Below are 21342 nucleotides of genomic sequence, written 5' to 3'. Positions count from 1 at the left end.
GGTCACCTCGCTTACATCGGCGATAAATTAAGGAAGAAGCGTTGCAGCCAGCCCATATTCTGCGCTTCGTTGATGTAGCCGTTACCGACGTACTCAATGCGCGCATCCGCCACCTGGGTGGACGGTACGGTGTTGGTGCCACTGATGGTGCGAGGGTTAACCACACCGGAGAAGCGAATGAATTCAGTGCCCTGATTGATGGCGATCTGTTTTTCACCCACTACGTGTAAATTGCCATTCACCAGAACCTGGTCAACGGTCACCGTCAGCGTACCGCTGAAGGTGTTACTGGCATTGGCGCCGCCTTTGCCGTTAAAGCTGTTACCGCCAGAGGCTTCCACATCGGCACGCGCATTGCCAAACAGGCCCTGCAGATAGCGTGGAACGGTATCGAAACCAAAGTTGGTTTTGCCGTCGCGGCTGGCATTCGCCGAGGAGCTTTTGCTCGCGCTGACGTTCTCCTGCAGCGCAATGGTCAGGGTATCGCCGACGTTACGCGGGCGACGGTCTTCGAACAGCGGTTGATAACCGTAGTTAATCGGCTGTGCGGACTGGAAAATGGAGCCGTTCACCACCGGCGTTGGGCCGGGAACGGGTTGGGCGGTAGTCGCACCCTCTACCAAAGGTTTTGACGGGATCAAGGCGCAACCGCTGAGGGTAACGGCCAGGACAGTCAGTATTGGATAACGAAACGCCGCGTTTTTTTGCATTGCCTTCATCTTCGAAAACAGGGAGCCGGTGCGGTTTACCGCACCGGACTACACCTTAGAGTTGCGTCAGTTTTTGCAGCATCTGGTCGGTCGTCGACACTGCTTTACTGTTAATTTCATACGCGCGCTGAACCTGGATCATGTTCACCAGCTCTTCCGCCACGTTGACGTTAGAGGTTTCGACATAGCCCTGATACAGCAGCCCGGAACCGTTCAGGCCCGGCGTACTTTCATTCGGCGCACCGGAGGACTGGGTTTCGGTGTAGAGGTTCTCACCAATGCTTTCCAGACCGGTATCGTTCATGAACGTCGTCAGGTTCAGCTGTCCAACCTGAACAGGCGCGGCCTGCCCTTGCTGGGTCACGCTGACCACACCGTCACGTCCGATGGTAATGCTCAGGGCGTTAGCCGGAATGGTGATCGCAGGCTGAACCTGGAAACCACCGGCGGTCACCAGCTGACCATTCTGATCCACCTGGAACGAGCCATCGCGGGTATAGGCTGAGGTTCCGTCAGGCAGCTGCACCTGGAAGAAACCCTGGCCTTTGATTGCCACGTCTTTGCTGTTGTTGGTCTGGGACAGGTTGCCCTGGCTGTGCAGACGTTCGGTCGCAACCGGACGCACACCCGTACCAATCTGCAGCCCTGATGGCAGCGTGGTCTGCTCGGACGACTGCGCGCCCGGCTGACGAATGGTTTGATAAAGCAAATCTTCGAACACGGCACGCTGACGCTTAAAACCATTGGTGCTGACGTTCGCCAGGTTGTTGGCGATGACATCCATATTGGTTTGCTGCGCGTCGAGACCCGTTTTCGCGATCCATAAAGAGCTGATCATAAGAAATCCTGTTAACTCATAGACAGCAGTTGGTTAGCACGGCCGGCGTTTTCATCCACGCTGGTGATAACCTTCATTTGCATTTCGAAACGTCGGGCGCTGGCGATCATATCGGTCATGGCTGCAACCGGTTTGACGTTACTGCCTTCCAGCACGCCGGACATCACGCGAATGCTTGGGTCAGCCTGCAAGGTCGGGCCACGCGTTGCCTGTGCTGCCTGGCTCAGACGGAACATCCCGTCATCGCCGCGCGTCACTTCATTGCCTTCCGCTTTGACCAGCTTCAGTCGACCGACCGGGGCAATGGTGTTCGCCGGATCGCCGGGGTTGAGGGCCGAAATGGTCCCGTCCGCCGCGATGGTGATTTCCGAGCCTTCCGGCACCGTAATCGGACCCGCTTCGCCAATCACCGGATGCCCCTGAATGGTCATCTGACCGTTGGCATCCACCTGGATATTACCGTTGCGGGTATAGCCTTCTGAGCCATCAGCCGTTTGCACCGCCAGCCAACCGTCCTGCTGGAGTGCAACGTCCAGCGGACGCGAAGTGTAATCCATCTGACCAGGCGTCATATCGGCACCCGGCGTTGAGGCGATAACCAGCGTACGCGTTGGCAGCGACAGCCCTTCCACCGGCACGGCGCGCAGCGCATTCAGCTGCGCACGAAAGCCCGGTGTTGAGGCGTTCGCCAGGTTACTGGCGGTCACAGCCTGCTGATTCATCGTCTGGCTGGCTGCGCCCATCGCGGTATATATTGCGTGATCCATTACATCATCCCGTTAGACGATTAACGCAGGTTGACCAGCGTGTTGAGGATCTGGTCCTGAGTTTTGATGGTCTGCGCGTTCGACTGATAGTTACGCTGCGCGACAATCATGTTCACCAGTTCTTTACTCAGATCGACGTTGGATGCTTCCAGCGCGCCGTTGGTCAGCGTACCGAAGTTACCGGAACCGGCGGTGCCGAGCAGCGCCACACCAGAGGACTGAGTGGAAGACCAGACGTTATCGCCTTCAGATTTCAGACCTTCGTTGTTGGCGAAGTTCGCCAGCACGATCTGGCCCAGAACCTGGGTCTGTTCGTTGGAGTAGTTACCCACCACAGTGCCGTCATCGTTGATCTGGTAGCTCACCAGGTCGCCCGGCTTGTAACCGTTCTGGTTAGTCGCCACGATGTTGTTCGCACCGGTGTTCTGCTGCATGGAGTTGGTGAAACTCATCGCGAAGGTTGCAGGGGTTGCGCCCGGCATGGTCGCGGTGGTGATGTTGACCTGGCCACCGCCTGTCAGCACGCCGCTGGCATTAAAGGTCAGCGTGGTGGCCAGAGAGGGGGTGCTGCCCGCCACGCTGCCATCCTGCGCATAGACTTTCCAGCTGTTCGCAGCGGTGTCTTTGACGTAGAACAGGTTCATGTTGTGCGCATTACCCTGGCTGTCAAAGACCGTCACGGTCCCTTTTTTGTTATAAGAATCGACGTTTGTCGGGTCGAACGGTGTCACCGTCGGCGTCGCATCGGTGGAGTTCAGGTTGATCTGCTGAGACGCGGTGGTGGTGGACTTCGCCGCCATCAGCGTGTTCGGAATTGAGATCGCCTGCGGGTTCGCACCGGTCTGTACCGTTGGCGGTGTGCCCGCAACCGGATAGCCCGTCAGCTGCAGACCCTGCATGTTGACCAGGTTACGGTTTTCGTCGAGTTTGAACTGACCGTTACGGCTGTAAAAAACAGAACCGTTTTCATCGACCATACGGAAGAAACCGTTCTGGCTGATGGCCACATCCAGCCCACGGCCGGTGTTAGTGGTGGTGCCATCGGTAAAGTCCTGGGTAATACCCGCAACTTTAACGCCCAGACCCACTTTGGAACCTGCGAACATATCTGCGAAAGATGCTGTGCCAGATTTAAAACCGTAGGTCGCGGAGTTGGCAATGTTGTTGCCAATGACGTCCAGGTTGGTGGCCGCAGCATTCAGGCCGCTGACCGCTTGAGAAAAGGCCATGACTTACTCCTGATAAGTGTTAAGGCTTAAATAATCTGCCGAACTTCGTCGAGCGTGGTGGTCCCAGAAGTACCCAAATCCAGTTTGTTACCATCAGAGCCGCGAATCACCCCCTGCACCAGAGCGAATTGCAGCGGCTGAGCCACCAGCTGAGTCGTCCCGTTGCTGGCAGAAATCGCCACTTTGTAAGAACCGTTCGGTGCGGTTGTGCCATCTGTCAGGCTGCCATCCCAGGTAAAGGTATGAACGCCCGCTTTCAGCTCACCAATGTCGATCGTGCGCACCACAACACCGTCTTTGTTGGTGATGGTGGCGGTGACTTTATCGGCCGGTTGCTGCAGCTCAACGCCAAATGGCGTGGTCGTGGTGGTACTGCTTCCGTCGGTGGTGCTGGTCCCTGCCAGGATAGTGGTCCCTGGGATCATCACACCGTGGCCAATGAGATTGGCGGCCTGCAAAGACTGGCTGTTGTCGATTTGACCGGAAACGGAACCCAGCGTGGTATTGAGCTTTTCAATGCCGCTCACGGTACTGATCTGCGCAAGCTGCGTGGTCAGTTCATTGTTCTGCATCGGGTTCGTCGGGTCCTGGTTTTTCAGCTGCGCAACCAGTAACGTCAAAAAGCTGCCCTGTAGATCGGCAGCACTGTTACCGGTCAGCGAGCTGGAGCCAGTGGCCCCACTGGTGCTGGCGACGCCGGAGTTGGTCGGGTCATTCACATTGACGGCGATGGACATTCGTGTCTCCTTTACTGGCCGAGAGTGAGCGTTTTGAGCATCATGCTCTTCACGGTATTGAGCACTTCAACGTTCGCCTGATAGCTGCGCGACGCTGACATGGTGTTCACCATTTCGCCGACCACATCGACGTTTGGCATTTTCACGTAGCCTCTCGCATCCGCCAGCGGGTTGCCTGGCTCATACACCAGTTTGTCCGGGGCTTGGCTCTCAACCACATCGGCCACTTTCACACCGCCGGTTGCCGCGCCCGGCGCAGCATTAACCTGAAAGACCACCTGTTTGGCGCGATAGGGCTGACCATCGGGTCCGGTCACGCTGTCGGCGTTCGCCATGTTACTGGCGGCGACGTTCAGACGCTGAGACTGCGCGGTCAGGGCTGAACCCGCGATATCAAAAATATTCAGTAAGGCCATGAATTAGTTGCCCCCCTGCAGGACGCTCTGCATGCTTTTAATCTGTCCACCGAGCACGGTTAGCCCCATCTGATACTGCAGGCTGTTATCGGCAAACTGGGTGCGCTCCCGGTCCATATCGACGGTGTTACCGTCCAGGGATGGCTGGTCAGGAATGCGATAAAGTAAATCGGTGGACGGCGCAGTCATCGCTTGAGCGGGAATGTGGCGTGAAGAGGTCAGCGCAAGGGCAACACCCGTCCCTTCGGCCCGACCACGCTCCATCACTTTTTTAAGCTCAGTAGAAAAATCAATATCGCGCGCCTGAAACCCTGGGGTGTCGGCATTCGCGATATTGGCGGCCAGGATCTCCTGCCGCTGGGCGCGCAGATTGAGCGCTTCCTGTTGAAAACGTAACGCGGCGTCGAGTTTATCGAGCATGTCTCCTCCGCTGATGGCGAAATTTCAGCATGTAGCTTAAATCTCAACCCGTCTTCCTTATCGAAGGAATAAACGCAAAATGCGTCGCTATTTGTTGCGTTGATGGGAAAGCCTTAGGGGTAGAATCCTGTTAAATCCAGGAACCGCGGGAAAGTGAGATGCTGACGTTCAAAAATGGCCTTGCCGTTACCTTACTGCTGTTCAGTACCCAGTCTTCAGCGCTGGGGCTGAATGTGTTGCTGACCGCTTTTTTTGCTGAGCGTCTGGCGGGGTTAAGCGATGAGGTCAAAGTCGATATTCGAACGCAGCCGAATCTCCTGCCCACTTGCGAACAACCCTCGTTCAGCATCAGCGGCGGTGCCCGGCTGTGGGGTAATGTGAACGTGCTGGCCCGCTGCAATAATGAGAAACGCTTTTTGCAGGTAATGGTTCAGGCGACAGGCAACTACGTTGTCGCCGCTCAGCCCATCGCACGCGGCAGCGTTTTACAGCCCGCTCATGTAGAATTAAAGCGCGGACGCCTGGATCAACTTCCGCCGCGCACCATGCTGGATATTAACCAGGCACAGGATTCGGTGAGCCTGCGCGATCTGGCGCCAGGTCAGGCCATCCAGCTGTCGATGCTGCGCCAGGCGTGGCGCATTAAAGCCGGACAGCGCGTGATGGTGGTGGCGAACGGAGATGGCTTTAGCATTAATAGCGAAGGCCAGGCGCTGAACAACGCTGCGGTCGCCCAAAACGCACGCGTTAGGATGTCTTCAGGTCAGGTGGTTAGCGGAACCGTCGGTTCTGATGGGAATATTCTGATTAACCTATAATCTTTTTAAAGATATCGCGGCAGCTGCCGATAAATAATCATCAGATGATTATATCAGGCGCCAACGCCGCGAACCTCTATGAGGACAACACTATGAGCATTGATCGTACATCGCCCCTGAAGCCGGTTAGCACTGTACAACCTCGCGAAACGAACGACGCGCCAGCCCTTAAAGCGCGTCTGGAAAAATCGTCCACGGCCAACAGCACCAGCGTCACGTTAAGTGATGCACAGTCAAAACTGATGCAGCCAGGCACGAACGATATCAATATGGAACGCGTTGAAGCGCTGAAAACCGCGATTCGTAACGGCGAACTGAAAATGGACACCAGCAAAATTGCTGATGCGCTGATTAACGAAACGCAGAACTTCCTTCAGAGTAAATAACCGTATGAGTCGACTGTCAGAAATATTGGATCAAATGACGGTAGTCCTGAACGATCTGAAGACGGTGATGGATGCCGAGCAACAACAGTTATCCGCAGGCTATGTCAGCGGCAGCGCTCTGCAGCGCATTACTGAAGATAAAAGCTCGCTGCTGGCTACCCTGGACTATCTGGAGCAGCAGCGCCGCGCGGAGCAAGATCCACGTCGCAGCGCGAACGACGATATCGTTGAGCGCTGGCAGACCATCACAGAAAAAACGCAGCACCTTCGCGATCTCAACCAGCACAACGGCTGGCTGTTAGAGGGGCAAATTGAACGCAACCAGCAGGCGCTTGAGGTGTTAAAACCTCATCAGGAGCCGGGGCTGTATGGCGCCAATGGCCAGACATCCAGCTCACGCGGTGGCGGGAAGAAGATTTCGATTTAACGCTTCAGTGAAGAGATGAAGTGGGAAACGGGGAGCACCCTCTGGTGAACTCCCCTTTAGTCGTTTATGCCGTCCGGCGAGCGAACTCTTTCACCTTAAAGCCGAGCACCGCCAGTGTAGCGAAGTAGGCAATAATTCCCACGACCACAACAGCCATCAGGCGCAGCAGACGATACGGCATGGTGCCCAGAGACCATTCCGGCATCACATACATCATCCCGACCAGCGCCGCCGCCATCACCACCACCGCAATGACCAGACGCACCAGGAAACTCATCCAGCCCGGCTGCGGAGTGAAAATTTTCTGCTTACGCAGCTGCCAGTAGAGCAGCCCGGCGTTCAGACAGGCCCCCAGACCGATCGACAGCGACAGACCCGCGTGCTTCAGTGGCCCGATAAACGCGAGGTTCATCAGCTGGGTCATCACCAGCGTCACAATCGCAATTTTGACCGGCGTTTTGATGTCCTGACGCGAATAAAAGCCCGGCGCCAGCACTTTCACCACAATCAGCCCCATCAGGCCGACGGAATACGCCACCAGCGCGCGCTGGGTCATTAATGCATCGAACGCGTTGAATTTGCCGTACTGGAATAATGAAACCGTTAAGGGTTTCGCCAGAATCCCCAGCGCCACAGCGCTTGGCAGCGCCAGCAGGAAGCACAGGCGTAAACCCCAGTCCATCAGTCGACAGTATTCATCATGATTGCTGCTGGCAAAGCTTCGCGACAACGACGGCAGCAGAATCGTCCCCAGCGCCACGCCCAGCACCCCGGACGGGAACTCCATCAAGCGGTCGGCGTAGTACATCCACGACACGGAACCTGACACCAGGAAGGAGGCGAAAATGGTGTTGATAATCAGGGAAATCTGGCTCACGGACACGCCGAGGATCGCCGGACCCATCTGCTTGATCACGCGCATGGCACCCGCATCGCGGAAGTTAATGCGTGGAAGCACCAGCATGCCGATCTTTTTCAGATGCGGAAGCTGATAAGCGAGCTGCAGCACGCCGCCGACGGTGACCGCCCACGCCAGGGCCAGCACCGGCGGATGGAAGTGCGGTGCCGCAAACAGGGCAAAACCGATCATGCTGACGTTTAAAAACGTCGGTGCAAACGCCGGAACGGAGAAGCGGTTCCAGGTGTTGAGGATCGCCCCGACCAGCGACGCCAGCGAAATCAGCAGAATATAAGGAAAGGTAATGCGCAGAAGCTGCGTCGTCAGGGCGAATTTATCCGCCGTGTCGGCAAAGCCCGGCGCGGTCACCATAATCACCCACGGCGCGGCCAGCATCCCGATCACCGTGACAATCGCCAGAGCCAGCGTCAGCAGGCCCGAGACATAGGAGACAAACACGCGGGTCGCGTCTTCGCCCTGCTTGCTTTTGTATTCCGCCAGAATCGGCACGAACGCCTGGGAGAACGCCCCTTCGGCGAAAATTCGGCGCAGTAAGTTCGGCAGTTTGAACGCCACAAAGAAGGCGTCAGTCGCCATCCCCGCGCCAAACACTCTCGCCACAATCGCATCGCGCGCAAAACCCAGCACGCGAGAAAACATGGTCATCGAGCTGACTGCTGCCAGCGATTTTAATAAGTTCATTAACGTGAATTTCCACAACCACACGGCAAAACGCCTGCATAGCAGGCGTGAAAAGTGCGCTTAGTCTACCCGTATTTAAGCGAATTACTATCCGCAGATGTTACAGGGGTTAAACAGTTTCTACTCGCTCATCGCCTCGCGCCAGAGCTTTTCAATGACGCGTTGCGCCAGAATCGCCTGTTCGCCCGAAGTTTCAGGAACCGTCTGATTTTGCACGCACTCAATGAAGTGACGCGCACAACCGGCGAACCCGCGCTGCTCCAGCGTACTTTGCCAGCCAGGGATTGGCCGCGTCACCACCCCGCTCCCTTTTTCCTCACGCCATTCGCGCATATCGGTCACATCAATGAGTGCGCCGTCGGTGACCGCCTGCACGGATTCGCGCTGGCTTCCCGCACGACGATGCATGCTGGTGGTCACCTGAATTGTGTCCACCGCGAAATGGTGTTCGGCATACACCATCTGCCCCTGATCGTTGGTTTGCAGGGTGCCGCTTTTCAGCTGTGCATTACCGTTGGTCAGCCACAGGGCCGTATCGACCACATGCAGATAATCATCCAGCAGCGTAAAGCGCAGATCGTTCGGGCCAATGCTGTCGGTGCGATGCTTATCCATGCGCAGCGATGCCGCCGCGCCAAGCCGGGATTTGAGATCCTGATACAGCGGCGAGAACCGGCGATTGAACCCGACCATCAGCGTCAGATTTTTGCGCGCCGCCAGCTCAACTAGACGCTCGGCGTCCTGTACATTCTCGGCCAGCGGTTTATCGACACAAACGTGAACACCGGCATTGAGCAATTCGCTCACCACCTGATAGTGCGTCGCCGTCGAGGTATGAACGAATACCGCGTCACAGTCGCGCGCCAGATCCGCCATGGAGGCAGCATAAGGAATTCGCCAGGTATCGCAGATTCGCTGCGCTTTTTCCCGCGTCGGGGACCATGCGGTTTGCAGCGTCCAGTCGGTCGCCGCGCCCAGAACCGGCAGCCAGGCTTTCTGCGCGATCCCGCCGAGGCCGACCACGCCAATGCGTAATGTTGTCACCGTTAGTCTCCTAAATGCGCCAGCAGGGAGTCGAGGCGCTGTTTGAGTTCCGCCACTTCGTTTTCCAGCGCGTCGACCCGTGCAGCAAGACTCTCGTCCTCGGCGGGCGAAACCGCTTCAACCACATTGATGAGGGTTTCAACGTCGCCACTGAAAAGATGCATATAGCGGCTTTCGCGTTTGCCCGGCTCACGCGCGAGGCGCAGCACAAACGGGCCATCTTCGCGTGAGGCGAGATTTTCCAGCGTCTGCTCCACTTCCTGCATATCACTGAATTCATGCATTCGTGCGGCGCGGGAACGCAATTCACCCGGCGTTTGCGCCCCGCGCAGCAGCAAGGTGGTGATCACCGCCACTTCGGCGCTGTTCAGTTTCAGATCGCCAAATTCGGAATTGCAAAAACGTTGTTCATATTTAGTGACGCGGTTGCCAAACCCACTGACGGTGCGCAGATAGTGGCGTTTAACCAGCGCATCCAGTTGCTCTTGTACCTCGTGCTCGCTCAGGTTGAGCACCGGCTCACGGTTGGTTTTCTGGTTACAGGCCAGCGTCACCGCATTGACCGACAGGGGATATTGCTCTGGCGTCGTGACCTGTTTTTCCAGCAGGCAGCCAATCACCCGCGCTTCTGTGGCAGTTAACTGATATTTCATGGGTGCTCCTTAGCGACCTGCGGTCCATTCTTTGGTGGTTAACGCCGTCAGCACGTGGTCGCGCCACTCGCCGTCGATCAACAGATAATCTTTCGCGTAGCCTTCTTTTTCAAACCCAAGCCGCGCCAGCAGATCGCCGCTACGCTGATTGTGCGGCATATAGTTGGCCATAATGCGGTGGATGTGCTGAGAGCGCTGCATATAGCGGATCGCGCTGGTCAGGGCTTCAAACATCAGCCCTTGGCCCTGCCATTTCTGGCCGATGGAGTAGCCGAGGTAACAGGCGTGAAACGATCCGCGCACCACGTTCGAGAAATTGGCGATCCCGATGATCTCTTTCTCTTCCGGGTCGAGCAACGCGAAATAATAGGCACTGCCCTGCTTGTGGAATTCGGCAATCATACTCAGGCGGGCCTGCCAGCCGGAGGGATAGCAGTGGCTTTCATCCCGAACGGGTTCCCAGGGCTTTAAAAACTGGCGATTCTCGGCGTAATAATCCGCCAGACGCCAGGCATCACGCTCATGCACCAGACGAACGACCAGTCTGTCTGTTGTCAGGCGCACTTTTGGCACGTTACTGCGATAGCCAAACATCGTTACCACTCCTTCCCGTTACTTCTGCTCTACCTGTTAGCTTTACTATACCTGCGCCGGTGCTTTCTGTGAAAACAGTGACATACCCTTTTTCACAGATTTCACAAAATTCGATTAAAAAGCTGAATCAAACCACCCTTTTGATAAAAAAATATTGTCGCTGGCGGTGTGGGAAAACGCCTCGCAACCACGCAGAATATTAGCGTGCTCATCTTTCTCTACACTTAAGCCTTCAGACTGCCTTTTCGGGGCCGTCAGCAGGATGACGTGATTTTTCCCTGGAGGGAAAATGTCTCGCGTATCGCAAGCCCGGAGCCTGGGCAAATATTTTCTGCTCGTCGATAACATGCTGGTCGTGCTCGGCTTTTTTGTCGTCTTCCCACTGATCTCCATTCGCTTTGTCGATCAAATGGGCTGGGCGGCATTAATGGTCGGTATTGCCCTGGGCTTGCGTCAGTTTGTCCAGCAGGGACTTGGCGTGTTTGGCGGCGCGATTGCCGACCGCTTCGGCGCAAAACCGATGATTGTCACCGGCATGCTGCTGCGGGCCGCCGGATTTGCCACCATGGGCATCGCGCACGATCCCTGGTTGCTGTGGTTCTCCTGTTTCCTCTCCGGGATTGGCGGCACGCTGTTTGATCCGCCGCGTACCGCGCTGGTCGTGAAACTGATTCGCCCACAGCATCGCGGGCGCTTTTTCTCGCTGCTGATGATGCAGGACAGCGCCGGTGCGGTGGTTGGCGCTCTGCTCGGCAGCTGGCTGTTGCAATATGATTTCCGTCTGGTGTGCGCCACCGGCGCGGTGCTGTTTATCCTCTGCGCGGCATTTAACGCCTGGCTGCTGCCCGCCTGGAAACTCTCAACGGTGAAAGCCCCCGTGCGCGAGGGGTTGGGCCGCGTGCTGGCCGATAAACGCTTCGTTACCTACGTGCTGACGCTGACGGGCTATTACATGCTGGCGGTGCAGGTAATGCTGATGCTGCCCATTATGGTTAACGATATTGCCGGTTCGCCTGCGGCCGTCAAATGGATGTATGCCATCGAAGCCTGCCTGTCGCTGACCCTGCTCTACCCTATCGCGCGCTGGAGCGAAAAACGTTTTCGTCTTGAGCATCGCCTGATGGCGGGCCTGCTGCTGATGACGTTAAGCATGATGCCGATTGGTCTGGTCGGCACTCTGCAACAGCTCTTTATTCTGATCTGCACCTTCTATATTGGGTCGATCATTGCCGAACCGGCGCGTGAAACCCTCAGCGCCGGGCTTGCCGATCCGCGTGCGCGCGGCAGCTACATGGGCTTTAGCCGACTGGGGCTGGCCTTTGGCGGTGCGCTCGGATACGCCGGTGGCGGCTGGTTGTTCGATTCAGGGAAAGCGCTGAATCAACCGGAATTGCCGTGGGTGATGCTGGGCGTTGTAGGCTTTATCACCCTCATCGCCCTGTGGTGGCAGTTCAGCCCGAAACGCAGCGCGAGCGGGATGCTCGAACCCGGGGCCTGATGGTCTGAGCACGTATTCCGACGGGCGGAAGGTCCACTTTCGCCCCCGAATATCAGGTTTTTCTGCTGGTAACTGGTATACCCCCCTGACATACTGAGGCGTCAGGACAAGAGCGCCGACATCATGTTGAGGAACCCCATGAAAAAGATTGTCATTGCTGCTGCGTTAGTTATCAGCGGCCTGCTGGTCGGTTGTAACCAGCTTACGCAATACAGCGTTAGTGAGCAGGAAATTAATCAGGCGCTGGAAAAACACAATAACTTCTCCAAAGATATCGGCGTGCCCGGCGTTGCCGATGCCCATATCGTACTCAATCAACTCGTCAGCCAGATTGGCCGCGAAGAGCCGAATAAAGTCACGCTTTCCGGCGACGCCAAACTGGATATGAACTCCCTGTTTGGCAGCCAGAAAGCGAACATTAAGCTGAAACTGAAAGCGCTGCCGGTCTTTAACAAAGAGAAAGGGGCCATCTATCTTCAGGAAATGGAGATCGTGGATGCCGAAGTGACGCCGGAGAAAATGAAACCGGTGCTGCAAACCCTGATGCCGTATCTGAACCAGTCGCTGCGGAACTATTTCAATCAGCAGCCTGCCTATGTGCTGAGCGAAGACAGAAGCAAAGGTGAAGCGCTGGCGAAGAAATACGCCAAGGGGATTGAAGTGAAACCGGGTGAAATTATCATCCCGTTTACGAATTAACCGATAGGGCGCCGTGGGCGCCCTTTTTTTTATACCGTTATTTAACGGAAATGTGTGCAAACGAAAACGTTTCCCCTTATGATTTGTGTCCGGCAAAAACAGCCATCCTTATGACTGATTCCTGATAAGCCGGAGCATATCAATGACTGCACATCCCCAGGTTCTGAAAATCCGCCGCCCTGACGACTGGCATATCCATCTGCGCGATGGCGACATGCTGAAAACCGTTGTCCCTTACACCAGCGAAATCTATGGCCGCGCGATTGTCATGCCTAACCTGGTTCCACCAGTCACCACCGTTGATGCCGCAATTGCCTATCGTCAGCGCATTCTTGATGCCGTTCCGGCAGGTCATGATTTTACCCCGCTGATGACCTGCTACCTCACCGATTCGCTCGACCCGAACGAAGTCGAACGCGGCTTTAATGAAGGCGTGTTCACTGCCGCCAAACTCTACCCGGCCAATGCCACCACCAACTCCAGCCACGGTGTGACCAGCACGGATGCCATTATGCCGGTCCTGGAACGCATGGAAAAACTGGGCATGCCGCTGCTTATCCACGGCGAAGTGACGCATCCCGATATCGATATTTTTGACCGCGAAGCGCGCTTTATCGAGACCGTGATGGAACCGCTGCGCCAGCGTCTGCAGGGGCTGAAAGTGGTCTTTGAGCACATCACCACCAAAGACGCGGCCGAATATGTGCGCGACGGCAACGATCTGCTCGCCGCGACAATCACCCCTCAGCACCTGATGTTCAACCGTAACCACATGCTGGTCGGCGGTGTGCGCCCTCACCTGTACTGCCTGCCGATCCTCAAACGCAATATCCACCAGCAGGCGCTGCGTGAACTGGTCGCCAGCGGTTTTACCCGCGCCTTCCTCGGAACCGACTCCGCCCCGCACGCGCGTCACCGTAAAGAGGCCAGCTGCGGCTGTGCGGGCTGTTTCAACGCCCCAACGGCGCTGGCCAGCTACGCCACGGTATTTGAAGAGATGGGCGCGCTGGAGCACTTCGAAGCCTTCTGTTCCCTGAACGGCCCGCGCTTCTACGGCCTGCCGGTAAATGAAACCTTTATCGAGCTGGAACGCAAACAGAGCCAGGTCGTCGATACTATCGCCCTGACAGACGACACGCTGATCCCGTTCCTGGCCGGTGAAACCGTTAACTGGACGGTTAAACAGTAATTTTTTATCGCCCCCTGTTGTAAGTTCAACATAATGCCTGTATAAATACACAGTATATTACACAGGGGGCAATTATGCGTATCGAAGTGACTATCGCCAAAACAACCACTTTGCCTGCTGGCGCGCTGGATGCGCTGGCCGGAGAACTCTCCCGTCGCATCAACAGCACGTTCCCCGATCAGGAAGGGGCTGTCACCGTCCGTTACGCCTCCGCGAACAATCTTTCCGTCCTCGGTGGGGCAAAAGAGGATAAAGATCGCATTAGCGAAATCCTGCAAGAAACCTGGGAAAGCGCCGACGACTGGTTCATCACCGATTAATTCAAACTCCCTCATTGTCATTTTTTGCCGGGTCGCCCCGGCTTTTTTTATGCCGATTAAATAAGTTCAAATTAATTGCGTATCTTCTTAAAAAAACGTGAATAAGATGGCGTTTTATTGTTCAAACAATCCTAAAAAGCAGAAATTTAGGTTGCAGCCTGTTTATTTTTCCCTTCATATCCCTTATTTATTGATATACTGAAGTTGCTTCAGAAAAACACGCATTGAACCTCACAGTCGTTGTCTTCTCACACGTATTACGGGGGTTATGATGGAAAAGAATAATGAAGTCATCCAGACTCATCCACTTGTCGGATGGGACATCAGTACCGTAGACAGCTACGATGCGCTGATGCTGCGTTTGCACTACCAGACCCCGAATCAGCCTAGCCGTGAAGAAGCGGAAGTTGGACAGACACTGTGGCTGACCACAGATGTCGCGCGTCAGTTTATTTCTATTTTAGAGGCAGGTATTGCCAAAATAGAGTCTGGCGACTACCAGGAAAATGAGTATCGTCGGCATTAATTTTATGCCCTACATTCACTCAACAGGCACCTAAGGGGTGCCTCATTTATTTCTCCCTTGAATAAGCCTTTCATCTTATTTACTCTGCAAACTTAAGTCCTGGTTTAAGAGATTCTCATGAAATACGACTTGATTATTTTAGGCAGCGGCTCCGTCGGCTCTGCTGCGGGTTATTACGCAACCCTCGCTGGCCTGAACGTCCTGATGATTGATTCCCACCTTCCTCCGCATGCTGAGGGGAGCCATCACGGCGACACCCGCCTCATCCGCCATGCGTATGGCGAAGGCGAGCGCTACGTTCCGCTGGTACTGAGGGCGCAACAACTCTGGGATGAATTATCAGCCCTGACCGAAGATAAAATTTTCGAGCGCACGGGCGTGGTGAACCTCGGTCCTGCGCATTCGGAATTCCTGGCGAACGTGGAGCACAGTGCCCGCGAATTCAATCTCGACGTGGAGCGCCTCGACGCCACCGCCGTCATGAAACGCTGGCCAGAGATCACCGTTCCCGAGGATTACATCGGACTCTTTGAAGCCAACTCCGGCGTACTGCATTGCGAAACCGCCATCAAAATCTGGGTCTCCCTCGCTGAAAAAGCGGGCTGCGCTCAGCTCTTTAACTGCCCGGTCACGGCCATCCAGCATAGTGACGACGGTGTAACCGTTGAGACGCCGGAAGGGCCTTATACCGCCTCCCGTCTGCTGGTCAGCGCCGGGACATGGGTTACGAAACTGATGCCTGAGCTGCCGGTTCAGCCGGTGCGTAAAGTCTTCTCCTGGTTCCAGGCCGACGGGCGTTTCAGCACCCAGAATAAATTCCCGGCCTTTACCGGCGAGCTGCCGAATGGCGATCAGTTTTACGGCTTCCCGTCTGAAAAAGACGCGCTCAAGATTGGTAAGCATAACGGCGGGCAGATCATCTCCTCCCCGGAGGAGCGCAAAGCGTTCGGTGCTTTGCCGGGCGATGGTTCCGAGGCGTTCAACTTCCTGCGTAATGTGCTGCCAGGCGTCGGCGGGCTGCTGTACGGTGCCGCCTGTACGTACGACAACACTCCGGATGAAGATTTCATTATCGATACGCTTCCGGGCCACGACAATACGCTGCTGATCACAGGGCTAAGCGGACACGGGTTTAAATTCGCCTCCGTGCTGGGTGAAATCGCCGCGCAGTTTGCGCAGGGTATCACTCCGCAGTTTGATCTGGCCCCCTTCTCTCTCGCGCGTTTTGGCGGATAATCCTCTTTTCAGGCTCCGACCCGTCGGGGCCTTTCTCTTTATATCGTCGGACAGAGATAATGCGCAGGATCTTTGATTATCTGGTAAACAATATTCGCGAGCATTTGATGCTCTATATTTTTCTATGGTCAATGCTTGCCATCATCGATGTTATTTATATTGTATTTTTCTGAAAAGACACGCTGACGATAATTGACAATACTTTATATTACCTTAATCTGGCCGCAAATAATTTGATTACCCCACAACACCCGAAAACCCTTTCCTATCTAAGAACAGCCACTTAAACACGAATGAATTGAATCAGAATCGCGTTACACAATCAAAAATATTGAAATAGAAAAATGAATATTCCTAATGCTTAAATATCAGTTGCAATAAACCTTTTCACAGGCCATTTTTACCCTTCAAATTAATTAGGGATGGTCATCATTATGCAGCTGCGTAATTCTTCTGCACGCTATGGAATAATATCCATGTGCTTGCACTGGTTAATTGCTCTCGCGGTTTATGGCATGTTCGGCTTAGGGTTGTGGATGGTGACGCTTAGCTATTACGATGGCTGGTATCACCAGGCGCCTGAACTGCATAAAAGCATTGGCATCCTGTTGATGATGAGCCTGGTGGTCCGTATCGTCTGGCGTCACATTTCCCCTCCTCCACCGGCGCTAAAAAGCTACAGCAAACTGACGCGACTGAGCGCCATCGCCGCTCACATCGCCCTGTATGGCCTGCTGTTTGCCATTTTAATTAGCGGGTATCTGATTTCGACCGCCGACGGTAAACCGATAAGCGTCTTTGGTCTCTTTGAGGTTCCGGCCACGCTGGCGGATGCCGGTTCTCAGGCCGATCTGGCGGGCCAGGTGCATCTCTGGCTTGCCTGGGGCGTCGTGATTCTTTCTGTCCTGCACGGCCTTGCGGCCCTTAAACATCATTTCATCGATAAAGACGCCACGCTCAAGCGCATGCTGGGCCGATCGTCTGTAGACTCTGGAGCATAAAATGAAAAAACACCTGCTGGGTATCGCGTTAGGTTCTTTGGTATTTGTCACCGGCTCCGCCGTGGCCGCTGATTACAAAATCGATAAAGAGGGCCAGCACGCCTTCGTGAATTTCCGTATTCAGCATCTGGGCTACAGCTGGCTGTACGGCACCTTTAAAGATTTCGACGGCACTTTTACCTTTGACGAGAAAAATCCCGCCGCAGATAAAGTGAATGTGACCATCAATACCAACAGCCTGGACACCAACCACGCAGAGCGTGATAAACATCTGCGCAGCGCGGATTTCCTCAACGTGGCGAAATTCCCGCAGGCGACATTTACCTCAACGGAAGTGAAAAAGGACGGCGATGATCTGGATATTACCGGCAATCTGACCCTGAACGGCGTGACGAAACCTGTCACCCTCGATGCGAAACTCATTGGTCAGGGGGATGATCCATGGGGCGGCAAACGCGCTGGCTTTGAGGCTGAGGGTAAAATCCGTCTGAAAGATTTCAACATCACCACCGATTTAGGCCCGGCATCGCAGGAAGTGGACCTGATTATTTCCGTGGAAGGCGTGCAGCAGAAGTCCTGATAAAAAAATCCCGGCCGCATCGCGCGCCGGGATTTCTCATTTATTCCGGGTCAGGGATGCCCAGTTTGGTATTCAGACGACCACGCGATTTATTGAAAATCTTGTTGCCGTTTTCTCGCCCTGCGCGACGGCGGCGCTGCTCTTCTTCGGGCAGTACGCTCTCTTCGCTACACAGCTCGCTACAGCAGCCTCTGAACTTCTCGGCACAGCTCGGACACTGAATAAACAGCAGATGGCAGCCGTCATTTTTGCAGTTGGTGTGGGTGTCACACGGCGTACCGCACTGATGACAGTGCGCGATCACATCTTCGGAGATGCGCTCGCCCATACGCTCGTCAAAGACGAAGTTCTTACCGATAAAACGCACCGGCAGGCCCTGCTCACGCGCGCGACGGGCGTACTCAATAATCCCGCCTTCGATATGCCAGACTTTATTGAAACCGCTGTGTTTCATAAAGGCGCTGGCTTTTTCACAGCGAATACCGCCGGTGCAGTACATCACAATTTTTTTATCTTTGTGTTCCTGCATCATCTCCACGGCTTTCGGCAGCTGCTCGCGGAATGTGTCCGCCGGGATTTCCAGCGCGTTTTCGAAATGGCCTACTTCATATTCGTAGTGGTTGCGCATATCGATAAACACGGCATCAGGATCGTCCAGCATGGCGTTCACTTCTGCCGCTTTCAGATATTCGCCGACATCAGCGGCGTTGAACGTCGGATCGTCGATGCCATCAGCCACGATGCGCTCACGCACTTTCATGCGCAGCACCCAGAAGGATTTCCCGTCATCATCGAGGGCAACGTTCAAACGAACATTGTTGAGAGCGGGATCAAAACCATAAAGAAAATCGCGGAAGGCGTTTACTTTACTTTCTGGCACGCTGATCTGCGCGTTGATCCCTTCATGAGCCAGATAAATGCGGCCAAACACCTTTAGCGCCTCGAAAGCTTTATAGAGTGCGTCGCGGGTGACCTGCGGCTCTTCAATGGTAAAATATTTGTAGAATGAGATGGTTACACGCGCTTCGGTTTCCGCCAGCATGCGTGCTTTCAAGGTCTCATTCGAAATGCGGTTGTGTAACACTGGCATGGTGTACGGTTCCTGCAATCGTTAAGAGAAAGAAAATCGGCGGCATCATATAGCATACAATGAGAATTTACATCCCCACATTTTGCGCTACATTTCCCTCATCCAGAAAATAAAGTAGCAACAATTGCTGCAAAAGCGTTCATTTGGCGCCCTTTCGTTTTGGTTATGTATTTAAAAAATGCGAGAATGCTGGCATAAGGACGAAAAAGACAGGAAAGACATGACCCGATTACCTCAGTTTTCAACGGCGTTGCTTCATCCACGTTACTGGCCAACCTGGGCCGGCATCGGCCTTTTATGGTTGCTGGTTCAACTTCCCTATCCGGTTATCTATCGCATCGGTTGCGGTCTTGGTCATCTCGCTCAGCGCTTTATGAAACGACGCGTCAAGATTGCGAACCGCAATCTGGAACTTTGTTTTCCAGACATGGGCGAACAGGAGCGCGAGCGGATGCTGCGCAAGAATTTCGAATCTGTCGGCATGGGTCTGATGGAAACCGGAATGGCCTGGTTCTGGCCCGATAAACGTATGGCGCGGTGGTTTGACGTGACTGGAACGGGTATGGAGCCAGTGCATACCCTGCAGGCGGAAAAAACCGGCGTGCTGCTGATTGGCATTCACTTCCTGACGCTCGAAATTGGCGCAAGGATGTTTGGCATGCAGGCTCCCGGCATCGGCGTCTATCGCCCGAACGATAATCCGGTGATCGATCTTCTGCAAACCTGGGGCCGTATGCGCTCCAATAAGAGCATGATCGACCGTAAAGACCTCAAAGGGATGATCCGCGCGCTGAAAAACGGCGAAGTCATCTGGTATGCCCCTGACCACGATTACGGTAAGCAATCCAGCGTGTTCGTCCCTTTCTTTGCCGTTCAGGAAACGGCGACCACCACTGGTACCTGGATGCTGGCCCGTATGTCTAAAGCCGCCGTTGTGCCTTTTGTTCCGCGTCGTAAACCAGACGGAAAAGGCTACGAGCTGATGATGCTTGAGCCAGAGCGCACACCGCCGCTGGATGATGCAGAAACCACGGCCCGCTGGATGAACGGCATCATTGAGCAATGCATCATGCACGCGCCGGAGCAGTATATGTGGCTGCATCGCCGCTTCAAGACACGCCCACAAGGCATGCCTTCCCGCTACTAACTAACCTCCATGCGGTCGTTCAGGCCGCATCGCTTTTAGCTTTAAAAGCCCTTCGCATTGCAGCAATCATCCCCCAGGCGCATAATTAGCAAGCTTACTATCTTCTTTTATCGCAATGCGGAATGCTATGTCGCCCTCAGATGCCCCCATAAACTGGAAACGTAACCTCGTCGTGGCCTGGCTCGGCTGTTTTTTAACCGGAGCCGGATTTAGCCTGGTGATGCCTTTCCTGCCGCTGTATGTCGAGCAACTCGGCGTGACGGGCCATAGCGCACTGAATATGTGGTCCGGTCTGGTTTTCAGTATCACTTTCCTGTTCTCAGCCATTGCCTCCCCTTTCTGGGGCGGGCTTGCCGACCGCAAGGGGCGCAAGATCATGCTGCTGCGTTCTGCGCTCGGGATGGCGATTATCATGGTGCTGATGGGGATGGCGCAGAATATCTGGCAGTTCCTGATCTTGCGTGCGCTGCTGGGCCTGTTAGGTGGATTTGTCCCTAACGCTAACGCCCTTATCGCCACGCAAATCCCTCGCCATAAAAGCGGTTGGGCGCTCGGCACCTTATCGACCGGCGGCGTCAGCGGCGCACTGTTAGGCCCGCTCGCCGGGGGGCTGATGGCCGATACCTACGGATTGCGTCCCGTGTTTTTCATCACCGCCAGCGTGCTCTTTGCCTGCTTCCTGCTGACGGCGTTCTTTATTCGCGAAAACTTCACGCCGGTGTCGAAAAAAGAGATGCTGCATGCGCGCGATGTCATCGGCTCGCTGAAAAACCCGAAGCTGGTGTTGAGCCTGTTCGTGACGACGATGATTATCCAGGTGGCGACCGGATCGATCGCCCCGATTTTGACGCTGTATGTGCGCGAACTGGCCGGGAATGTCAGCAATATCGCGTTTATTAGCGGCATGATAGCTTCCGTGCCGGGCGTTGCGGCGCTGCTGAGCGCACCGCGTCTCGGGAAGCTTGGCGATCGTATCGGCCCGGAGAAAATCCTGATTGCCGCGCTGGTGATCTCGGTTCTGCTGCTGATCCCGATGTCCTTCGTGCAAACCCCGTGGCAACTCGGCGTGCTGCGCTTTTTACTGGGCGCCGCTGACGGCGCACTGCTTCCGGCAGTGCAAACCCTGCTGGTCTACAATTCGACAAACCAAATCGCCGGGCGAATCTTCAGCTATAACCAGTCGTTTCGCGATATTGGTAACGTCACCGGCCCACTGGTCGGCGCCGGGATCTCCGCCAGCTTTGGCTTCCGCGCGGTCTTTATTGTGACAGCAAGCGTCGTGCTCTTTAATGCCATTTACTCCTGGTGGAGCCTGGCACGCGCCTCGCGGCCTGCCCTTAATGCATCCTCCTGACAACTTATTGCCCCATTCATACTTGCAAAATCAGAGAATCAGCTATTCTTTCCCTGAACACCA

General features: G+C 55.0%; 26 protein-coding genes. 14 read left to right on the top strand and 12 right to left on the bottom strand.

Going from position 1 to position 21342, the window contains the following annotated elements; all coding sequences use genetic code 11:
- Window positions 1-11: 11 nt before the first annotated feature.
- Genes flgH through flgB form a run of 7 tightly spaced genes read right to left on the bottom strand, consistent with a single transcriptional unit; the run spans window position 12 to window position 5117 of the window.
- Window positions 12-710: a flagellar basal body L-ring protein FlgH gene (gene flgH / locus F153LOC_RS18945; protein WP_100780598.1), complete on the bottom strand. Its 699-nt coding sequence runs from the start codon at window positions 708-710 to the stop codon at window positions 12-14.
- Between the two features lie 55 nt (window positions 711-765).
- Window positions 766-1548 (bottom strand): flagellar basal-body rod protein FlgG, encoded by a 783-nt coding sequence (flgG, locus tag F153LOC_RS18940; protein ID WP_064325681.1) that lies wholly within the window; start codon window positions 1546-1548, stop codon window positions 766-768.
- Between the two features lie 11 nt (window positions 1549-1559).
- On the bottom strand, window positions 1560-2315 hold the full coding sequence (locus F153LOC_RS18935) for a flagellar basal body rod protein FlgF (protein WP_100780599.1): 756 nt from the start codon (window positions 2313-2315) through the stop codon (window positions 1560-1562).
- Window positions 2316-2335: 20 nt separating this feature from the next.
- Window positions 2336-3544 carry a flagellar hook protein FlgE gene (gene flgE, locus F153LOC_RS18930; protein WP_100780600.1) on the bottom strand — a complete coding sequence of 403 codons (1209 nt, stop codon included), beginning with the start codon at window positions 3542-3544 and terminating at the stop codon, window positions 2336-2338.
- A gap of 26 nt (window positions 3545-3570) precedes the next feature.
- Window positions 3571-4281, bottom strand: a complete 711-nt coding sequence (gene flgD, locus F153LOC_RS18925; protein ID WP_100780601.1) for a flagellar hook assembly protein FlgD — start codon at window positions 4279-4281, stop codon at window positions 3571-3573.
- An 11-nt stretch (window positions 4282-4292) separates the two neighbouring features.
- Complete coding sequence (gene flgC / locus F153LOC_RS18920; protein WP_102105546.1) at window positions 4293-4697, bottom strand: flagellar basal body rod protein FlgC; 405 nt, start codon at window positions 4695-4697, stop codon at window positions 4293-4295.
- Between the two features lie 3 nt (window positions 4698-4700).
- Window positions 4701-5117: a flagellar basal body rod protein FlgB gene (gene flgB, locus F153LOC_RS18915; RefSeq protein WP_100780603.1), complete on the bottom strand. Its 417-nt coding sequence runs from the start codon at window positions 5115-5117 to the stop codon at window positions 4701-4703.
- 158 nt (window positions 5118-5275) lie between these two features.
- Between flgB and flgA the strand changes: the two genes are divergently transcribed.
- From flgA to flgN, 3 genes are all read left to right on the top strand, one after another.
- Window positions 5276-5935 (top strand): flagellar basal body P-ring formation chaperone FlgA, encoded by a 660-nt coding sequence (gene flgA, locus F153LOC_RS18910; RefSeq protein WP_100780604.1) that lies wholly within the window; start codon window positions 5276-5278, stop codon window positions 5933-5935.
- Window positions 5936-6027: 92 nt separating this feature from the next.
- Window positions 6028-6321 (top strand): flagellar biosynthesis anti-sigma factor FlgM, encoded by a 294-nt coding sequence (gene flgM / locus F153LOC_RS18905; protein WP_100780605.1) that lies wholly within the window; start codon window positions 6028-6030, stop codon window positions 6319-6321.
- 4 nt (window positions 6322-6325) lie between these two features.
- On the top strand, window positions 6326-6748 hold the full coding sequence (gene flgN / locus F153LOC_RS18900) for a flagella biosynthesis chaperone FlgN (RefSeq protein WP_100780606.1): 423 nt from the start codon (window positions 6326-6328) through the stop codon (window positions 6746-6748).
- 64 nt (window positions 6749-6812) lie between these two features.
- Here the strand turns inward: flgN and murJ are convergent, their stop codons facing one another.
- The 4 genes from murJ to rimJ form a co-directional block, all read right to left on the bottom strand.
- Window positions 6813-8348, bottom strand: a complete 1536-nt coding sequence (murJ, locus tag F153LOC_RS18895; RefSeq protein WP_102105547.1) for a murein biosynthesis integral membrane protein MurJ — start codon at window positions 8346-8348, stop codon at window positions 6813-6815.
- Between the two features lie 120 nt (window positions 8349-8468).
- Window positions 8469-9392 carry a Gfo/Idh/MocA family protein gene (locus tag F153LOC_RS18890; RefSeq protein ID WP_100780608.1) on the bottom strand — a complete coding sequence of 308 codons (924 nt, stop codon included), beginning with the start codon at window positions 9390-9392 and terminating at the stop codon, window positions 8469-8471.
- A 2-nt stretch (window positions 9393-9394) separates the two neighbouring features.
- A complete protein-coding gene (locus F153LOC_RS18885) occupies window positions 9395-10045 on the bottom strand; it encodes a YceH family protein (protein WP_100780609.1) in 651 nt (216 codons plus the stop codon).
- 9 nt (window positions 10046-10054) lie between these two features.
- Window positions 10055-10639 (bottom strand): ribosomal protein S5-alanine N-acetyltransferase, encoded by a 585-nt coding sequence (rimJ, locus tag F153LOC_RS18880; protein ID WP_100780610.1) that lies wholly within the window; start codon window positions 10637-10639, stop codon window positions 10055-10057.
- A gap of 289 nt (window positions 10640-10928) precedes the next feature.
- Here rimJ and mdtH point away from each other — a divergent pair, with 289 nt between their 5' ends.
- The 9 genes from mdtH to F153LOC_RS18835 all read left to right on the top strand — a co-directional run bounded on the left by mdtH (window position 10929) and on the right by F153LOC_RS18835 (window position 17688).
- Window positions 10929-12137 carry a multidrug efflux MFS transporter MdtH gene (gene mdtH, locus F153LOC_RS18875; RefSeq protein WP_102105548.1) on the top strand — a complete coding sequence of 403 codons (1209 nt, stop codon included), beginning with the start codon at window positions 10929-10931 and terminating at the stop codon, window positions 12135-12137.
- Window positions 12138-12275: 138 nt separating this feature from the next.
- Window positions 12276-12836 carry a lipoprotein gene (locus tag F153LOC_RS18870; RefSeq protein ID WP_100780612.1) on the top strand — a complete coding sequence of 187 codons (561 nt, stop codon included), beginning with the start codon at window positions 12276-12278 and terminating at the stop codon, window positions 12834-12836.
- A 142-nt stretch (window positions 12837-12978) separates the two neighbouring features.
- Complete coding sequence (gene pyrC, locus F153LOC_RS18865; protein ID WP_102105549.1) at window positions 12979-14025, top strand: dihydroorotase; 1047 nt, start codon at window positions 12979-12981, stop codon at window positions 14023-14025.
- Between the two features lie 74 nt (window positions 14026-14099).
- A complete protein-coding gene (gene dinI, locus F153LOC_RS18860) occupies window positions 14100-14345 on the top strand; it encodes a DNA damage-inducible protein I (protein ID WP_100780614.1) in 246 nt (81 codons plus the stop codon).
- A gap of 271 nt (window positions 14346-14616) precedes the next feature.
- A complete protein-coding gene (gene bssS, locus F153LOC_RS18855) occupies window positions 14617-14871 on the top strand; it encodes a biofilm formation regulator BssS (RefSeq protein ID WP_095281565.1) in 255 nt (84 codons plus the stop codon).
- Between the two features lie 117 nt (window positions 14872-14988).
- Window positions 14989-16107: an N-methyl-L-tryptophan oxidase gene (gene solA, locus F153LOC_RS18850; protein WP_102105550.1), complete on the top strand. Its 1119-nt coding sequence runs from the start codon at window positions 14989-14991 to the stop codon at window positions 16105-16107.
- A gap of 59 nt (window positions 16108-16166) precedes the next feature.
- Window positions 16167-16280, top strand: a complete 114-nt coding sequence (locus tag F153LOC_RS18845) for a YceO family protein (protein ID WP_100780616.1) — start codon at window positions 16167-16169, stop codon at window positions 16278-16280.
- A gap of 261 nt (window positions 16281-16541) precedes the next feature.
- On the top strand, window positions 16542-17108 hold the full coding sequence (locus F153LOC_RS18840) for a cytochrome b (protein ID WP_102105598.1): 567 nt from the start codon (window positions 16542-16544) through the stop codon (window positions 17106-17108).
- A gap of 1 nt (window position 17109) precedes the next feature.
- Entirely contained in the window at window positions 17110-17688 is a 579-nt protein-coding gene (locus F153LOC_RS18835; protein ID WP_102105551.1) for a YceI family protein, read from the top strand.
- 40 nt (window positions 17689-17728) lie between these two features.
- On the opposite strand, the gene F153LOC_RS18830 is transcribed toward F153LOC_RS18835, so the two are convergent.
- The gene (locus F153LOC_RS18830) at window positions 17729-18778 is read right to left on the bottom strand and encodes a rhodanese-related sulfurtransferase (RefSeq protein WP_102105552.1); all 1050 of its coding nucleotides are present in this window, start codon (window positions 18776-18778) and stop codon (window positions 17729-17731) included.
- Between the two features lie 220 nt (window positions 18779-18998).
- Here F153LOC_RS18830 and F153LOC_RS18825 point away from each other — a divergent pair, with 220 nt between their 5' ends.
- Window positions 18999-19925, top strand: coding sequence for a Kdo(2)-lipid IV(A) acyltransferase (locus tag F153LOC_RS18825; protein ID WP_102105553.1), 927 nt, complete (start codon window positions 18999-19001; stop codon window positions 19923-19925).
- 127 nt (window positions 19926-20052) lie between these two features.
- The gene (mdtG, locus tag F153LOC_RS18820) at window positions 20053-21279 is read left to right on the top strand and encodes a multidrug efflux MFS transporter MdtG (protein WP_100780620.1); all 1227 of its coding nucleotides are present in this window, start codon (window positions 20053-20055) and stop codon (window positions 21277-21279) included.
- Window positions 21280-21342: the final 63 nt, after the last annotated feature.

It is taken from the genome of Lelliottia sp. F153, assembly GCF_002870005.1.
Lineage (GTDB): Bacteria > Pseudomonadota > Gammaproteobacteria > Enterobacterales > Enterobacteriaceae > Enterobacter > Enterobacter nimipressuralis.
The sequence above is the reverse complement of the archived record's forward strand: the minus strand, read 5'-3'. Positions and strand labels throughout refer to the sequence as shown.

Coding starts and splice junctions, on each gene's coding strand:
- flgH (WP_100780598.1), bottom strand. CDS start 710: ATGCAAAAAAACGCGGCGTTTCGTTATCCAATACTGACTGTCCTGGCC.
- flgG (WP_064325681.1), bottom strand. CDS start 1,548: ATGATCAGCTCTTTATGGATCGCGAAAACGGGTCTCGACGCGCAGCAA.
- F153LOC_RS18935 (WP_100780599.1), bottom strand. CDS start 2,315: ATGGATCACGCAATATATACCGCGATGGGCGCAGCCAGCCAGACGATG.
- flgE (WP_100780600.1), bottom strand. CDS start 3,544: ATGGCCTTTTCTCAAGCGGTCAGCGGCCTGAATGCTGCGGCCACCAAC.
- flgD (WP_100780601.1), bottom strand. CDS start 4,281: ATGTCCATCGCCGTCAATGTGAATGACCCGACCAACTCCGGCGTCGCC.
- flgC (WP_102105546.1), bottom strand. CDS start 4,697: ATGGCCTTACTGAATATTTTTGATATCGCGGGTTCAGCCCTGACCGCG.
- flgB (WP_100780603.1), bottom strand. CDS start 5,117: ATGCTCGATAAACTCGACGCCGCGTTACGTTTTCAACAGGAAGCGCTC.
- flgA (WP_100780604.1), top strand. CDS start 5,276: ATGCTGACGTTCAAAAATGGCCTTGCCGTTACCTTACTGCTGTTCAGT.
- flgM (WP_100780605.1), top strand. CDS start 6,028: ATGAGCATTGATCGTACATCGCCCCTGAAGCCGGTTAGCACTGTACAA.
- flgN (WP_100780606.1), top strand. CDS start 6,326: ATGAGTCGACTGTCAGAAATATTGGATCAAATGACGGTAGTCCTGAAC.
- murJ (WP_102105547.1), bottom strand. CDS start 8,348: ATGAACTTATTAAAATCGCTGGCAGCAGTCAGCTCGATGACCATGTTT.
- F153LOC_RS18885 (WP_100780609.1), bottom strand. CDS start 10,045: ATGAAATATCAGTTAACTGCCACAGAAGCGCGGGTGATTGGCTGCCTG.
- rimJ (WP_100780610.1), bottom strand. CDS start 10,639: ATGTTTGGCTATCGCAGTAACGTGCCAAAAGTGCGCCTGACAACAGAC.
- mdtH (WP_102105548.1), top strand. CDS start 10,929: ATGTCTCGCGTATCGCAAGCCCGGAGCCTGGGCAAATATTTTCTGCTC.
- F153LOC_RS18870 (WP_100780612.1), top strand. CDS start 12,276: ATGAAAAAGATTGTCATTGCTGCTGCGTTAGTTATCAGCGGCCTGCTG.
- pyrC (WP_102105549.1), top strand. CDS start 12,979: ATGACTGCACATCCCCAGGTTCTGAAAATCCGCCGCCCTGACGACTGG.
- dinI (WP_100780614.1), top strand. CDS start 14,100: ATGCGTATCGAAGTGACTATCGCCAAAACAACCACTTTGCCTGCTGGC.
- bssS (WP_095281565.1), top strand. CDS start 14,617: ATGGAAAAGAATAATGAAGTCATCCAGACTCATCCACTTGTCGGATGG.
- solA (WP_102105550.1), top strand. CDS start 14,989: ATGAAATACGACTTGATTATTTTAGGCAGCGGCTCCGTCGGCTCTGCT.
- F153LOC_RS18845 (WP_100780616.1), top strand. CDS start 16,167: ATGCGCAGGATCTTTGATTATCTGGTAAACAATATTCGCGAGCATTTG.
- F153LOC_RS18840 (WP_102105598.1), top strand. CDS start 16,542: ATGCAGCTGCGTAATTCTTCTGCACGCTATGGAATAATATCCATGTGC.
- F153LOC_RS18835 (WP_102105551.1), top strand. CDS start 17,110: ATGAAAAAACACCTGCTGGGTATCGCGTTAGGTTCTTTGGTATTTGTC.
- F153LOC_RS18830 (WP_102105552.1), bottom strand. CDS start 18,778: ATGCCAGTGTTACACAACCGCATTTCGAATGAGACCTTGAAAGCACGC.
- F153LOC_RS18825 (WP_102105553.1), top strand. CDS start 18,999: ATGACCCGATTACCTCAGTTTTCAACGGCGTTGCTTCATCCACGTTAC.
- mdtG (WP_100780620.1), top strand. CDS start 20,053: ATGTCGCCCTCAGATGCCCCCATAAACTGGAAACGTAACCTCGTCGTG.